7 protein-coding genes are annotated in these 15,276 nt (G+C 71.0%); 2 read left to right on the top strand and 5 right to left on the bottom strand.

Annotated features, from left to right (window positions below):
- Nucleotides 1-325 precede the first annotated feature (325 nt).
- Complete coding sequence (locus ACZ54P_RS29460) at nucleotides 326-1,270, top strand: ATP-binding cassette domain-containing protein (RefSeq protein ID WP_465464825.1); 945 nt, start codon at nucleotides 326-328, stop codon at nucleotides 1,268-1,270.
- Entirely contained in the window at nucleotides 1,267-2,118 is an 852-nt protein-coding gene (locus ACZ54P_RS29455; RefSeq protein WP_465464824.1) for an ABC transporter permease, read from the top strand. Before ACZ54P_RS29460 ends, ACZ54P_RS29455 begins: the two co-directional genes overlap by 4 nt.
- 414 nt (nucleotides 2,119-2,532) lie before the next feature.
- Here ACZ54P_RS29455 and ACZ54P_RS29450 read toward each other — a convergent pair whose 3' ends face one another.
- From ACZ54P_RS29450 to ACZ54P_RS29430, 5 genes are read right to left on the bottom strand one after another with little or no spacing between them, the layout of a single operon-like run.
- Nucleotides 2,533-3,663, bottom strand: coding sequence for a glycosyltransferase (locus tag ACZ54P_RS29450; protein WP_465464823.1), 1,131 nt, complete (start codon nucleotides 3,661-3,663; stop codon nucleotides 2,533-2,535).
- Entirely contained in the window at nucleotides 3,660-4,445 is a 786-nt protein-coding gene (locus tag ACZ54P_RS29445) for an alpha/beta fold hydrolase (RefSeq protein WP_465464822.1), read from the bottom strand. Before ACZ54P_RS29445 ends, ACZ54P_RS29450 begins: the two co-directional genes overlap by 4 nt.
- A gap of 4 nt (nucleotides 4,446-4,449) precedes the next feature.
- On the bottom strand, nucleotides 4,450-4,749 hold the full coding sequence (locus ACZ54P_RS29440) for an acyl carrier protein (protein WP_465464821.1): 300 nt from the start codon (nucleotides 4,747-4,749) through the stop codon (nucleotides 4,450-4,452).
- A gap of 15 nt (nucleotides 4,750-4,764) precedes the next feature.
- Entirely contained in the window at nucleotides 4,765-8,820 is a 4,056-nt protein-coding gene (locus ACZ54P_RS29435) for a beta-ketoacyl synthase N-terminal-like domain-containing protein (RefSeq protein ID WP_465464820.1), read from the bottom strand.
- On the bottom strand, nucleotides 8,814-15,152 hold the full coding sequence (locus ACZ54P_RS29430) for an SDR family oxidoreductase (RefSeq protein WP_465464819.1): 6,339 nt from the start codon (nucleotides 15,150-15,152) through the stop codon (nucleotides 8,814-8,816). Before ACZ54P_RS29430 ends, ACZ54P_RS29435 begins: the two co-directional genes overlap by 7 nt.
- Nucleotides 15,153-15,276 lie beyond the last annotated feature (124 nt).

Here is a 15,276-nt window from a genome sequence, read left to right as displayed (position 1 = left end):
GTGACACGGCTGAAACAGCCACGTCACGGAAGCGGTAAATTACCTGTGCGTTCCGTCACCGGCAAGAAACCCGGATGCGGAACCATTTCTTTGTCACCCCGGTCAGGTCAGGGCCGGAATATACTGGCATCGCGACCCGCCGGATCCTGTTTTTGTCACCCGGGTCATCGGACGGGAACCGAGAACTGTCACGCGTGAATTCTTGTGACGTGCCTGCGAGGCACGGCGACCGGAATTGTCACGCGTGTCCGGAGTCCGCGCCCGTTCATTGCGGCCGCGCCGAATATCTCGGTAGGTTCGGCGGACGTGATCCCAGGGAGTGGCGATGGAGCAGGCTGCCATCGAGGTGACCGGCCTCGCCAAGCAGTACGGTGAGGTGACGGCCCTCGCCGGTGTCAGTCTTCGCGTCGGCCGGGGCACCGTACTCGCCGTGCTCGGCCACAACGGCGCCGGGAAGACGACGCTGATCGACATCCTCAGCACCCGCGTGAAACCGAGCGGCGGCAGCGCCAAGGTGTGCGGTTTCGACGTCGTCCGCGCCGGGCATCACGTCCGGCGACGGATCGGCGTCACCGGCCAGTTCGCCGCCGTCGACGACGCGTTGTCCGGTCGCGGCAACCTCGAACTCGTCGCCAGGCTGCTGGGCGCGAACCGGCGCCAAGCCAGGGCGCGGGCGGCCGAACTGCTCGCCATGTTCGGCCTCGACGACGCCGCCGACCGTCCCGCGCGGACGTACTCCGGCGGGATGCGCCGCCGGCTCGATCTGGCCGCGGGCCTCGTCGGCTCCCCCGACGTCCTCTTCCTCGACGAACCGACCACCGGCCTCGACCCGGTCAGCCGGGCGGGTCTTTGGGACGGCGTCGAACGCCTCGCCGCCAGGGGCACCACCGTCGTGCTCACCACGCAGTATCTCGAGGAGGCCGACCGGTTGGCCGATCACGTCGTCGTACTTGGACTGGGCCATGTCACGGTTTCCGGGCGGCCGTCCGAGCTGAAGGCCCGCCTCGGCGACCGGACCGCGACCCTGACCTTCGGCACCGATCTCGCCGCCCGCCGGGCACTGGCCGCGGTGCACAGGCTCGGCATGCGCTGCACGCCGTCCGCGTCCGGGCTGGTCGTGAGCGTCGCCCTGTCCGGGCCCGCCGACATCACCGTGCTGGTCCGCGCGCTCGACGCGGCGGGCGCGCCGATGAAGGACCTCACCGTCGCCGAACCGACGCTCGACGACGTCTACCTTTCCCTGCACCGGAATCCGGCGGTCCCCTCATGACCGAGGCACGGCACCGCGCGTCCTCGCCCCTGATCCTGAGCGATCCGGCCACGTGGCCGCCCAGCACTTTCGCCACCCAGGTCCGCGTCCTCGCCGGACGCTCACTGAGGACCGCGTTCGGCGACCGGCGGCTGGTGTTCTTCGGCCTGCTGCAACCGATCGTGCTGCTTCTGCTGTTCAGCCAGGTCTTCAACGGCGTCAGCACGCTGCCCGGCGTCGCGGCTTATCAGGGCTACGTGAACTTCTTGGTCCCCGCCACGCTGGTGAACATCGCGATGACCACCGCGATGAGTTCGGGGGCAGGCCTCCTCGCGGAGATCTACAGCGGTTTCACCGGGCGTCTTCGCTGCATGCCCATCAGTCTGTCGTCGGTGCTGGTGGCCCGCACGATCTCCGACTCGGCCCGGCTCGCGGTGCAGTTGCTCGTGACCGCGCTCGCGAGTGTGCTGCTGCTCGGATTCCGGCCCACCGGCGGTGTTTTCGGGATCACCGCGGCACTTCTGCTCACCCTGGTCGTCGGCTGGTGCTTGAGCTGGATCTTCGTCGCCATCACCACCTGGCTGCGCAAAGCCGAAACCCTGCAGATGGCGTCGTTCGTGGTGATGTTCCCGCTGATGTTCTCCTCCAGCGCCTACATGCCGCTCGACACCATGCCCACCTGGCTGCGCGTGGTCTCGGCGATCAACCCGCTGACCTACGCGATCGACGCGACGAGGGCGCTCGCGCTGGGACGGCCCTCGGGCTGGTCGGTCCCGGTGTCGCTCGGGATCGCGGCGGTGGCGGCGCTGGCGGGTGGCTGGATCGCGGCGCGGACCTTCCGGTCACCCCGGGAGACTCCGCCGCAGTGACGTTGTCGGTCCAGTGGGGCTTAAGTGGCGTTTCGGGTTCTATTGAGGGGTAAGGCAAAGGTGTCGTGTTGCGAGCGGGCCTGTTCACGCCGCGGCCGGATGCCGCCAATGTGGCATTGGGGACGCTGACCGTCTCCAATGCCACATTGGGGACATGCCGCCTCCCGATTCCCCGCTCACACCGCCAGGGGTGACCAGCCTCCCCCAGCCCTCAAAGAGGTGTCGCGAAAGCCACTTCCAGGACATCACATGTCTCGAAAGTGGCTTTCGTGGCACCTTCGGGACGCCACCGCCCAGTGCCGAAGCCTGCTGCCCAACGTCTCACAGACCCTCCCGACCACGACACCTTTGCCTTACCCCTCAATAACACGAATCGCCACTCACGACCACTTGGACCGAAGCGGCACCTTCCGCCTAAAGCAGCGACTCCAGATGGTCCGCGGCGGCCACGACTCCCCCGGCCGCCGCGAACGAAGCCCGCACCCGCGCGGCCGCCGCGGCGTAGGCGGGTTCGGTCAGCACTTCGTCGATCGTGCGGCGGATGTCCGGCGCCTTCACGCGGTCGAAGCGCAGGCGCAACCCGGCGCCGGCGGCCTCGACCTGCTGAGCCAGCATCGACTGGTCGTCCCGGATCGGCGCGATCACCAGCGGCAACCCGGACGCGAGGCTTTCGCTGACGGTGTTGTGCCCGCCGTGGCAGATCACCGCCGCCGCCTTCCGCACCACCTCCGCCTGCGGGATCCGCTTGGCCAGCAGCACTTCGTCGCTGAACAGCTCGCCGGTGGGGTCGACGACCAGGCCTTGGACCTCGGGCATCGCGGCGAGCGCGTCGACGCATTCGGACAGGAAGCGGCGGCCGAGAGCGGCGTTGGCGGTGCCGAGGGTGGCGAGGACGAGCGGACGGCCGTCGAGCCGGTTCCACGAGAAGCCCACCGGAGGCGCGGGGGCCAGCGCCGGGCCGACGAACCGGACCGTGTCCGCCTCGGCGATCGGTCCCGTCAGTGTCACGGTCGTGAACGCGAGCACGAGGTCCGGCGAAAAACGCAGGTCACCGCAGGACACTTGGTGCCGCGTCCGGAGACCGTCCTGCAGCCCTTCGACCCAGGCGGCGACCTTCGGCAGGGCACGCAGCGGATCGCCGAGTTCGGTCGACGTCGACGCGGAGGTCACCCACGGCACGGCTCGGCGGCTCGCCACCAGGGCACCCGCGAACGCCTGCTGATCGGCGATCACGACGTCGGGCCGGAAGTCGGCCACCGCCTTCTCGACGCCGGGGACCATCGCGTCGGCGAGCGGGACCAGGTACTGCTCCCACAAGAACTTCAACGCCGCGAAGCCCCGCAGGCCTTCGGGACGCCGTTCGACAGCGAACTCCAGCGCGTCCCCGGCCGCGTACACCCGGCCCGCCCGGCTCAGCTCGGACGTCGTGGGTTCCGGACCGCACCAGGCGACGTCGTGGCCGCGGCGCAGGAGTTCGGCGGCCACCGCGCGCAGCGGGGTGACATGCCCGGTGAGTGGCGGGACGACCAGCAGGAAGCGGCTCATCCGCGCGGCCTCCCGTGCCGGGCGATCCAGTTCAGCAGCAGCTCTCGCACCTCCCGGTGCTGCTCGACGAGCACGGAATGCCCCTGTCCCTCGAACACGTGCAACTCGCCGCGGGGCAACAAGGACGTCAGCGCGGTGAGATCGTCGGCCTGATAGCCGTGACTGCCCAGAATGGACAGTACCGGGCAGTCGATCGCCGCCACCTGGTCCATGGTCAGCAACGGGCCGAGCGGGACCTCCTCGGCCATCGTCGTGGACATGATCCGTTCGGCCGCCATCCGCGCCAGCCGTCGGTGGTGGGCGCTGTAGTTGGCCTCGATCCAGTCGAAACTCTCCTCGACCTTGAGGAATCGCACGGTGTGCTCGAGGATCTGCGCCATCTTGCCCGCCCACAGCTCGGTCGCGGGTTCCGACTCGATGCACACGATGCTGCGCACCCGCTCCGGTTTCGCCACGGCGTAGCTGTAGGCCAGTGTGCCGCCGAAACTGTTGCCCACCAGGTGAACCGGCCGATCGAGATCGAGCTGGGACAGCAGGTCGTCGAGGTCGGCGATGAAATCCGCGATCGTGTACCCGCGTTCGGGGCGTTCGGTCTTGCCGTGGCCGCGCAGGTCGTAGCTGACCACGTCCACCCCGGCTGCCGCGACCGGCGGGGCCAGCGTGAGATAGAAGCTCGCCAGGCTGTCGGTACCCATACCGTGCAGGAACACCACGGTCTCCGTGCCTCCGCCGGGGACGAGGTGCACGTTCGTGCGCAGACCGTTGACGGTCATCGTCGGCACCGCGTCAGCCCCGTTCGCCGAGCCGGGCGGCCACGTAGTCCGCGATGTCGCCTACCCGCAGTCCGATCACGTCGTCGAGATCCTTCTCCGCCAGGAACTCCGCGAGGTTGACGTCCGCGCCGAAGTATTCGGCGAGGATGCTCGCGAACGTCACCAAGTCGATGCTCTCCAGCTGGAGATCCTCGTGGAAAGTGGTCTCCGGCGTGATCTCGATGCCGAGGACGTCGGTGTCCCCGACCAGTTCCTTCAGCAATTCGGCCACGGTGCCGAAGACGGAAACCGGGCTCTGCTGTTCGATCGTCATGCTCTGCTCCTGTTCTTACCCGCGGTTCCAGGCCACCACGTGCCCCGGTATCCCAGCGAACTCCACCCCGATGCCGATCTCCTCGCCCAGCCCGGCCAGATCGCCCTCGGCGCGGACCGCGATCCGGGGCGGCGGCGCCGACGCTTCGCGAACGAGGGCGACCGCGAGGTCCCCGGACTTCGCGAGGGCGACGGCCACGGCGAACTCCGGCAACGTCCTGCCGTGCTGTCCGGTCACCGTGGTCCCGTCCGCGCTCACGCGGATCTCCGCCGGGTAAACCCCTTCGACACCGTCCTCGGCGAGCCGCGCGCGGACCGCGTCCTTGATCGCGATCCGTTCCAGCAGCCAGCCGCGCTGCCGTCGCGGCGCACAGGCGGCGAACTCGGCGCGTTCCTCCGCACCGAGGTAGACGCCGGCGTAGATGTCGCGTGCGGCCGGGCTCGGCCACCGATCGGTCACGAGCGTCCAGGCACCGTGGTGGTCCTCGGAAAGCCGGTGCCGGTCCGGGAAGGCGTAGACCCGGTGTGTGGGCCGGTCACACGGGAACCGGATGTCCCGCCACTGCTCGATCCGCGCCAGTACGGTGCCGTCCCGTACCAGTTCGGCGTCCATCTCCAGCACCTCCGGCCTCGGCAGCCGCACCCGGACCACGCACCGCAGCGAAGTGCCCGGCGCCGGTTCGGGTCCGTACCAGGTGATCCGGCCCATCGACGTCGGGAACGCCAGCAGCGCGTCCGCCTTCGTGGCCATCAGCCAGCAGCCCAGCAGCTGGCCGACGTTGTCCAGCAGCGCACCGGGCGCCGACGGCACGACGAGGTCGCCGCGGATATGCCGTTCCCCGAGCCCGATCAACCGGACGAGCCCTTGGTAGGCGGGACCGTGGAACATTTCGCGCCGTGAGTAGATCTCGGCGGCCCTCAGCGGAGGCGCGGTTTCCGGCCCCGGCAAGGGCGACGGCCGGGGCGCCATGGGGTACCGCTCCCCCAGCTGGACGTCCATACTGGCGTGCGGTCCGATTTGGACGCTGATCCGGTCGCCCTCGCGCGTCATCGACATCGGCACGCGCCGCGCCGGGGCGGCGATCAGCCAGCGCGAGAACGCCGCGTTGCTCACGCCGGTCGCGATCGTTCCCGGCCAGGCCCGTTCAGCAGCCCGGCAAGCCATGTCGACCAGCGTCGTCGCGGGAACGGTGGGACGGAAGTCCGCCTCCTCCGGCCATCCGTCACGCTGGCGGAAGAACCGGTGGTCCACCAGATACGGCATCGTGGCCAGCGAGACGTCCACAGTGGACTGTACGGTGCCACGCTCCTCCCGCCGTTTCGCCGCGTTGACGACGCTCGCCGCCGCCTGCCTGGTTTCGACGAGCAGCGCGGTGAACTCCGCGACGATCGCCTCCGGCACGCCGTCGGCCAGCTCGGGCACCTCACCGACGCCTTCGAACATGCCTTTGACGTCGTCGGCGACCGAGAGCAACGTGCCCGCGGTGTCGATCCGGGTCCGGCGTGGCTCCAGGACGTCGAACGCGGGCCGCCCACCCTCCACCCAGACCGCGGTGGCGACCCGGCGCAGCTGGGCGAGACCGGGCCGGGTGCCGGACGACGCCGCGACGACCAGATGCGGCCGTTCTCCCAGTGTGTCCGACACGAACGTGCCGACCTGACCGGCGCCCGCCTGCACGAAGACGCGTGCGCCGTCGGCATAGAGCGCGTCGACGAGCTCCCGGAACCGGACCTTGCGCACCAGATGGGCCAGGTACATCTCGCGAACCTCCACCGGATCCGCGGGATAGGGCCGCGCGGTGGTCGCCGACCAGACCGGGATCCGCGGCGCCTTCAGGTCCAGTTCCGCCGCCAGGCGGGTGAACGGACCGAGCCGGGACCGCATCAGCGGCGTGTGGAACCCGGACCGGAATGGCAGTGTCCTGGCCACGACGCCGTGCTGCGTGCACAGTTTGGCGAGCCGGGCGGCGGCCGCCGGATCGCCGCAGACGATCGTCTGCCGCGGCGCGTTTTCGTGCGAGATCATCAGTTCCGGCTCGGCGCCGAGCAGGGTGGCCGCCCGGTCCGCGGAACAGCCGAGTACCAGGAATTCCGCGTCAGGCAAGGTGAAACCGGTTGGCCAGTAACGGCTTAACATGTCCTTTGTGGACTGACCAGGATACATCCCGGCGGCCTGCATCGCGGTCCACTCCCCGACACTGTGCCCGGCGAGCGCGTCCGGGCTGATGGCGAGCCGCCGCAACGCGGTGTCCAGAAGCAACCCGACCTGCGACACACTCGACGCCCGGGCCAGCACGCTCGTCGTCGACCACTCCGGTCGCTCCAGGCCGAAATGCCGCGCGACGTCGGCGCATCGTGGCTCCGCGTCGGCCTCCAGCCCCGGATAGACGAAAACGGTCTTCGCGCCGTCCTGGTCCAGCAACGGCGCCGTGGTGCACCAGATGTCGTTGGGCCCGTGCCAGGACTTGCCCTCGACCGCGACCTTCGCGAGCACCCGCCGCGCGACTTCCAGCCGCTTCTCGGTCGGCCCGACGATCCCGATGCGGCACGGGCCCTCGCCTCCGGATTCCGGGTCCGGCCGGTCGAGCAGGATGCGCAGTTCGTCCGGAGTGGACGCCGCGAGCAGCAGAACCCGCTCGGGTTCTTCGGTCACCTTCGCCCGGCGCGGCCGTGCGGGCGCGGGATCGGCCTCCTCCAGCACCACATGCGCGTTGACGCCGCCGAAACCGAAGGCGTTGACCGCCGCCCGGCGTGGCACGTCACCGGCGAACCACCGCTCGGCCCGGGTCAGGGTACGGAACCGGGTCTTGTCCAGCAGCGGACTCGGATCGGCACAGTTCAGGGTCGGCGGCAGGACCGCGTGGTGCAGCGCGAGCGCGGCCTTGACCAGCCCGGCGGCCCCGGCGGTCGGCACGGTGTGCCCGATCATCGCCTTGACCGCCCCGATCGCGGCACGAGGTCCTTCCGGCGGCCCGAACACCTCGGCGAGGGTGGCCAGTTCAGCCGCGTCCCCGGCCGGTGTCGCGGTGCCGTGCGCCTCCAGCAGGCCGAGCGCGCCGGGCGCGGCAGGATCGAGCCCCGCCGACGCCCACGCCCGGCGCAACGCCAGGATCTGGCCCGTCACGGCCGGGCTGAGCAGGCTCGCGGCCTTGCCGTCGCTCGACGTGCCGGAGCCGCGCAGCACCGCGTAGACCCGGTCGCCGTCGCGGCGCGCGTCGTAGAACCGTTTCAGCACGACGATCGCGGTGCCCTCGCCGATCAGCAGGCCGTCCGCGTCGCGAGAGAACGGGCTGATCCGCTGGCTCGGGGACAGCGCGCCGAGCTGGGTGAACATCGACCACAGCGTGTCGTCGTGACAGTGGTGCACCCCGCCGGCCAGCACGACGTCGCACCGGCGCCGGGCGAGTTCGCCGATCGCCTGGTCCACGGCCAGCAGCGACGAGGCGCAGGCGGCGTCCACGGTGTACGCCGGGCCGCCGAAGTCCAGCCGGTTCGCCACCCGCGACGCGGCGAGGTTCGGCACCAGCCCGATCGCGGTGTCGGGCCGGAACTCGCCGAGTGGCTCCAGCAACGCGTTCCGGAGCCTGTCGAGCATCTCCGGGCTCGTCGACGGGAGGAGTTCCCGCACCGTGCCGGTGATCTGCCGGACCGACCGTACCCGCTGGTCGAACCGCCGCAGGCCGGGCGAGAGGTAGCCGCCTCTGCCGAGGATCACGCCGACCCGTTCGAGGTCGCCCAGCCGCCGCAGGCCACCGGCGTCATCGACGGCGGAAGCGGCGACGGCCAGCGCGACCAGCTGGTCGGGCTCCATCCCGGCGAGGGAACTGGGTGCGATACCGAGCGCCGTCGCGTCGAACGCGAGGTTTTCCGCGACGAATCCGCCGCGTCGACCGTAGGTGCGGTCGGGGGTGCGGCCGTCGCGAGCGTGAAAGCTCGGATCCCAGCGGTGCGGTGGGATCTCGGTGATCGCGTCGGTCCCGGAAACGATGTTCTGCCAGTACTCGTCCACAGTGGACGCGCCGGGGAGGAAGACGCCCATCCCGACGATCGCGACCGGCTCCTGATTCACCATAGTGACGCCGTGTACAGCACTGACCGGACATCGGCCGGGCCGTAGGCCAGCTCGCGCAGGAGCGCGGCGGTGCCCTCGTCCGGGTCGATCAACGCGACCTCCCGCCGTTCGTACTCACGCGCGAGTTCCGGCGACACCATGCCGGCGTGGTCGTCCGAGGGTGCCCACGGTCCCCAGTGGACGGTCAGCGCGCGGCAGCCGGTGCGCTCCGCCCACTGCTCGCCGAGAGTCTCCAGCGCGTCGTTCGCCGCGGCGTAGTCGGTCTGACCGCGGTTGCCCAGAACCGCGGCGATGCTGCCGAAGAACGTGACGAATCCGGGCCGCACGCCGAAGTGCTCCAGCGCGTCGAGCAATGCCCGCGCACCGTCCACTTTGGTCCCGTAGACCGTGCGGAAGGAGTGCTCGTCCTTGTCCGCCATGAGCTTGTCGTCGATCACCCCGGCCGCGTGGACGACGCCGTCGATGCGGCCGTATCGCGTGTGCAGATCCTTGACCAGCTGCCGGACGGCGGTGGCGTCACGGACGTCCAGCGACCGGTAGGCCGCGATACCACCGGCCGCGCCGATCTGGTCGAGTGTCCTGGCGATCTCGCGCTGGGCCAGCACGGTACGCACCCGGCGTTCGATGTCCGCCAGCGAACCACCGCGCGCGGCCAACGCCGAACGCATTCCCTGCGCGTCACCGGGCAGGTTCTCGTCGCCGGGTTCCGCGGGCCACGGCGTGCGCCCGGCCAGTTCGATCCGGCATCCGCTCGCGGCCAGCGCGACCGCCGCCCGCGCGGTGATCCCGCGAGCCCCGCCGATCAGCAGCAGCACCGAATCCGCGCCGAGGCCGAGTGCCTTGGTCTCCCCGCCGTCGGGACCGGCGCCCGCGTAGGCGATCGAGCCGAGGGATCCCGCCGACGGTTCGAAAGCGGCGCGACCGGCGGTGTCGTACCGCACGGCGGCCGGCCCCTCGGCGATCACCTCCTCCAGCACGATCCGCGCGAGGTCCACTGTGGACTCCAATTCGACCAGTCTCGTCGGCTCAGCGCGTTCCCGCGCCGCGGCACGGACCAGGCCGCGCAGTCCGGCGGTGTGCCCCGCTCCCGGGCGAGCCACCACGACCACCGTCCCCTTGGCGTCCTTGAGCAGCCCGAAAACCTGCGCGGCGACCGGTTCCTCGGCGTCCGACAACGGGTTCAGCACGATGACGACGTCGGCCACTCCTCGCTCCCCCGCCGTCGCGCCCGCCTCGGCGAAGACCGCACGGACCGACTCGGCCAGCTCCTCCTGGCCGGGTTCGAAGCTCACCGCGATCGTCCTGCCGACGACCTTGGCGAGATCGGGCGTGCCGAGCGGCGCGGGAACTCGGCTCAGCAGGTACCGGCCGGGCGCGCGGCCCACCGGGGACTCGGCGGGTGCCGTCGCCACGGTGACCGGCGCCGAGGGTTCGAGCCACTTCCGCAGCCGCGCGGCCAGCGCGCTCGCCGTCCGGTCGCGGCTGAGCTGGTCCTGGGCGTCGTCGTGCACCCGTCCGGAGAGGCCGAGCTTCGCCAACAGCGAGCCCGCGATTTCGGTGCGTTTGATGGAGTCGATGGAAAGATCCGCTTCGAGGTCGAGATCGGCGTCGATCATCTCGGCCGGATAGCCGGTACGTTCACTGATCGCGCCGATCACGGTGGCGAGGACGTCGGTTCCCGCGACGGGCGCCGGCGCCTCGGCCACGGGTTCCGCGGCGACGGCGGGCAATGGCGCGACAGGAAGGGGCGCGGCGGGCAGCTCCACGGTCGGCGGCATCGGCACGGCGGTGGCCGTGGGAAGCGGCGCGGTGCCGAGGTATCCCAGCATCACGTCCCGTTGCGCCGCCAGCATTTCGCGGCTGGTGCGGAGGAATTCGACGACGGCCTGGTCACGACCGGGCACGGGCTGGTTCATGGTCGTCCTCGGGATTCGTCGGGCGGGCACGAGCCCATGGGCGGGGACCTCGCCGCCGGGCGCGCGGACGGTCTGGCCGTCCACGGTCCAGGCAGGCGTGGGAAGCGGTCCGACGCGGACTCGGCCGCGGAAGAGCCGCTCGGTGCGGACGTCGACGCCGGTGAGCGCCAGCCGCGCGAGCGCGGTGAGGAACCCGCGCAGACCGGGGCCGCCGGGATCACACGCGACCACGGTGTGCGGCCGGTCACCGAGGATCTCCTTGACCAGCCGGGAAAGCACCTGACCAGGGCCCACCTCGACGAACGTGCGCGCCCCCACGGCGTACATGTCCTCGATCAGCTCGACGAACCGCACCGGCGCCCCGATCTGCGCGGCCAGTCCGGCGCGTACCTTCCCGGGCTCGTACGGCCCGGCGGTGCGGTTCGACCACACCGGCAAGGCGGGATCGCCGATCTCGGCGTTGTCGAGGTCGACGGCGAACACGTCGCTCGCTCCGGCCACCAACGGGCTGTGGAAGGCACACGCGACGGGGATCCGTTTGGCCGCGACCCCTCGCTCCCGCAGCTCGCGGACGGCGTCTTCGACGGCGGACGTCGGTCCGGAAAGGACGGTCTGCGCGGGTGCGTTGTGGTTGGCCAGCACGACATCGGCGTTGTCGAGGACGGGGGCCAGTTCATCACGCGACGCTTTCACCGCGGCCATGGCCCCGGGATCGGTACCGGCGACTTCGGCGATCGAGCGGGCCCTGGCCCGGCTGAGCGCCACCAGGGTCGGAGTGTCGAAGGCTCCGGCGACCGACAACGCGGCCAGCTCACCGTAGCTGTGCCCGGCCAGCAGATCCGGCCGGACGCCGAGGTCGGCGAGCAGACGACAGACAGCCGATTCGACGAGCCCGAGCGCGGGCTGCGCGACGCGCGTGTCCTTGAGCGCCTCGTCCTGCGCCGCCCTGGCGTCTTCGTCGAAAGCACGGGGCGGGAACGTGGTCGCGGCGACGTCCGGAGCGAGCCGCAGCACGTCGGCCAGCTCGGGAAAATGCACGAACAGCTCCGCCAGCATGCCCGTCCGCTGGCTGCCCTGTCCGGGGAACAGGAACGCGACCGAGCCGGATTCGGCGCCATCGGCGGTGAGCCCACCCCTGCCCTCGGCGGCCTCCCGCAGGTCCCCGAGGTCGCTCGCGACGACCGCGAGCCACGCCGGCCCGGAGCCCTCCCGAGCGGCGGCGAGCGCCGCGATCTCCCGCAGCGGACGGCCTTCGTTCGCCGCCAGCAGGTCACGCAGCACGGCGCGGGCACTGTCCACATCGGAGCCCCGGAGCAGGACCAGCTCAGCGTCCCAGTCTCGCGGCCCGTGACGCCGGTCGGGCGGGACGCCCGGAGCCGCCAGTACCGCGTGGAAATTGGTCCCACCGAACCCGAACGCGCTCACTCCGGCGAACTCGCGGCCGCGCGGGACCGGCGACGGCCGGGCGCCGGTGGAGAAGGTGAAGGGACTGCTCTTGGCGTCCCAGGCGGGGTTCGGCCTGCTCAAATGCAGCGTGGGCGGCACGATCTCATGCCACAGCGCCAGCGCCGCCTTCATCAGTCCCGCCAGCCCCGCGGCGCATTTCGTGTGCCCGATCTGGCTCTTCACCGAACCCAGCGCACACGCGCCCGGCGCGGCACCGGCGTCGAGGAAGAACTCGGTCAGCGTGGTCAATTCGGTGGCGTCGCCGACGACCGTGCCGGTGCCGTGCGCCTCCACCAGCGAGACGTCCACCGGGGAGACTCCGGCGTCGCGGTAGGCCCGTTCGAGCGCCCGGCGCTGCCCCTCGGGACGGGGCGCGGTGAGACCGAGGGCCTTACCGTCGCTGGCCGCGCCGACGCCCTTGACCACGGCGTAGACCCGGTCACCGTCGCGTTCGGCGTCGGTCCGCCGCTTGAGCACGAGGCAAGCGACGCCCTCGCCGAGTGCGATCCCGTCGGCCGCCGCGTCGAACGGGCGGCACCGCCCGGTCGGCGACAACGCGCCCGCGGAGGTGAACATGAGGTAGTCGTTGATGCCGTTGTGCAGGTCGACCGCACCGCACAGGACCATCTCGCTGGTGCCTGCCCGCAGCTCTTTCACCGCGAGGTCCAGCGCCGCCAGCGACGATCCGCACGCGGCGTCCACGGTGTAGTTGGTGCCGCCGAGGTCGAGCCGGTTGGCGATCCGGCCGGAGATGACATTGGCGAGCGTGCCCGGGAACGAGTCTTCGGTCAGCTCGGGCAACTGCGAGAGCAGCTCCTCCGGGACGTCTTCGAGATAACTCGGCAGCAGCGCGCGCAGGACCCCGGCGTTCGCCAGGTCTCCCCCGGCTTCGGCGCCGAAGATGACGCTGGTGCGCTCGCGATCGAAGCCGCCGTCGCCGTAGCCCGCGTCTTCGAGGGCGCGCCGCGCCGTCCGCAGCGACACCAGCTGTGCCGGGTCGATGCTGCCCATCGACGTCGGGGGGATGCCGTAGGAAAGCGGGTCGAAGTCCACCGCGGGCAGGAAGCCACCCCACTTGGACGTCGACTGACCGGCGTAGACGTCCTTGTCCCACCGTTGATCCGGCACCTCGGTGACGGCGTCCGCGCCACGCAGGATGGTGGACCAGAACGCCGGGAGATCGGGCGCTCCGGGGAACACACACGCCATGCCGACGATGGCGATGTCACCGTCCACAACGGACTCTTCGACGGGCGCGCCGACGGCGAGCAGTTCCGCCGCGCCTTCGGTGACTTCACGGTGCAGGGTGGCGATGTCGGTGCGCGCTTCCCGCAGGACCGTGACCTGGCCCGCCATGTACATCCCCTCGGCGAGCTGACCGAGGGTGTCGACCTCGACCAGGGCATCGCCGTCACGCCGGATCCCCTTGCTGGCGATCCGCAGCCGTCCGGTGTTCAGCTCTTCCAGTCGTTGCCATGCCTCTTGCGGCGGGACCCCGTCCGCACGGAGCCCGGCCTTCACCGCGGCGAACTCCTCGGTGTACGGGCTGGGCAGGCAGCGGGTGAGATGTCCGGGCGCGGTCTCCAGGGTGACCGTGGACCCGGCGCCGAGCACGCGATCCTGGAAGGCCCCGGTGATGGCACCGTGCGTCACGGCTTCCTCGGTGAACAGGTACGCGGTGCCCATCAGGACACCGATCCCGCCGCCTTTCACCGGCTCCGCCATCGCGGCGACCATGGCGGCGGACCTGGCGTCGTGCACGCCGCCCGCGAACAGCACCTCGACGTCGTCGGCGCCGTGTTCGCGCAAGACGTCCAGCTGCTGCTCCCACAGCACGAAACTCGACCGCGGGCCGACATGCCCGCCGCATTCGGCGCCCTCGAAGACGAACCGGCGGACCCCGGCGTCGAGGAACTGCTTCAGCAGGATCGGCGACGGCACGTGGAGGAAGGTCGCGATCCCGTCGGCTTCCAGTGCCTTGGCCTGCGCGGGTTTCCCGCCCGCGATCAGCACGCAACGCGGGCGCGCGGCCCGGATCGCCGCGAGTTGTTCGGTGCGCAGGGCCTCCGGGACGAAGCCGAGGATGCCCGCTCCCCATGGCCGTTCGCCGAGTGCCTCGGCGGTGCGGCCGAGCAGTTCGGTGGTCTTGGCGCCGTTCGCGGTGGCGACCGCGACGAACGGGAACCCGTCATGCGCGGCTACGGCGGCGGCGAAACCGGGCTGGTCGCTCACCCGCGTCATCGGACCCTGCACGACCGGGAGGCCGGTCCCCAGCGTCCGGCACAGTCGAGCGCCCTGCTCCGCCGGGCTCGCCGACGGCGGCACGGCGAGGGAACGCACGACCGATCGGACAGCGCTTTCCGCGTCCTCGAACCGGTTCGCGAACAGTGTCGCGAGCCCGTCGTCGGCCCTGGCCAGTTCGATCCTCGCCGCCGCGGGCACGTCGGCCTCCGGGAACAGGCCGAGTCCGTCGAGCACCACCCCGGCCGCGCCGCCGGCGATCGCGGCCACCGCCGTCCGCGCTCCGATGCCGCCGTACGCCCACACCGGGACTTCGTCGCCGAACCGCTCCAGCAGGCGCTGCAGCAGGACGAACGTGGTGAGATCCGAGCCGCCCGCCTCGGCGCCCTTGGCGACCAGACCGGAGGCGCCGGCGTCGAGCATCCGGACGGCCTGCTCGACGCCGGTCACCTCGGCCAGCACGGGAACCTCGGCCCTGCCCTGCCAAACTGCCCCTTCGGCCAGCAGGACGAGCCCCGCGCCGCTTTCCCGCACCTCTTCCGGTCGCCCGCGTCGGCCGTTCGGGATCCGGACCCCGAACGGGAAGCCTCTGTCCACTATGGACTCGGTCGGACCGAGGTCGAGGACGCCGAGCCCACCACCCCTGGCGACGGCGGCCGCCAGCCCCGGGTCCGGCCGACCGAGCGGGTTGACGCCGAGTACCCGCGTGCGCGCCGTCGCATGACTCACCGGCGGACCTCCTGTTCGGCTTGGCTGGGTCGAACCTCGCCGGGTTCGGCGATCTTCAGCGGGATTCCCAAGAAATAACCTACTTGCCGCAGAGAGCGCAATACTCTCCTACGAGAAGTCGAAA

This window comes from Amycolatopsis sp. NPDC034160 (assembly GCF_055575355.1).
This window is presented reverse-complemented; position numbering and strand designations above follow the sequence as displayed.

Coding starts and splice junctions, on each gene's coding strand:
- ACZ54P_RS29460 (WP_465464825.1), top strand. CDS start 326: ATGGAGCAGGCTGCCATCGAGGTGACCGGCCTCGCCAAGCAGTACGGT.
- ACZ54P_RS29455 (WP_465464824.1), top strand. CDS start 1,267: ATGACCGAGGCACGGCACCGCGCGTCCTCGCCCCTGATCCTGAGCGAT.
- ACZ54P_RS29450 (WP_465464823.1), bottom strand. CDS start 3,663: ATGAGCCGCTTCCTGCTGGTCGTCCCGCCACTCACCGGGCATGTCACC.
- ACZ54P_RS29440 (WP_465464821.1), bottom strand. CDS start 4,749: ATGACGATCGAACAGCAGAGCCCGGTTTCCGTCTTCGGCACCGTGGCC.
- ACZ54P_RS29435 (WP_465464820.1), bottom strand. CDS start 8,820: ATGGTGAATCAGGAGCCGGTCGCGATCGTCGGGATGGGCGTCTTCCTC.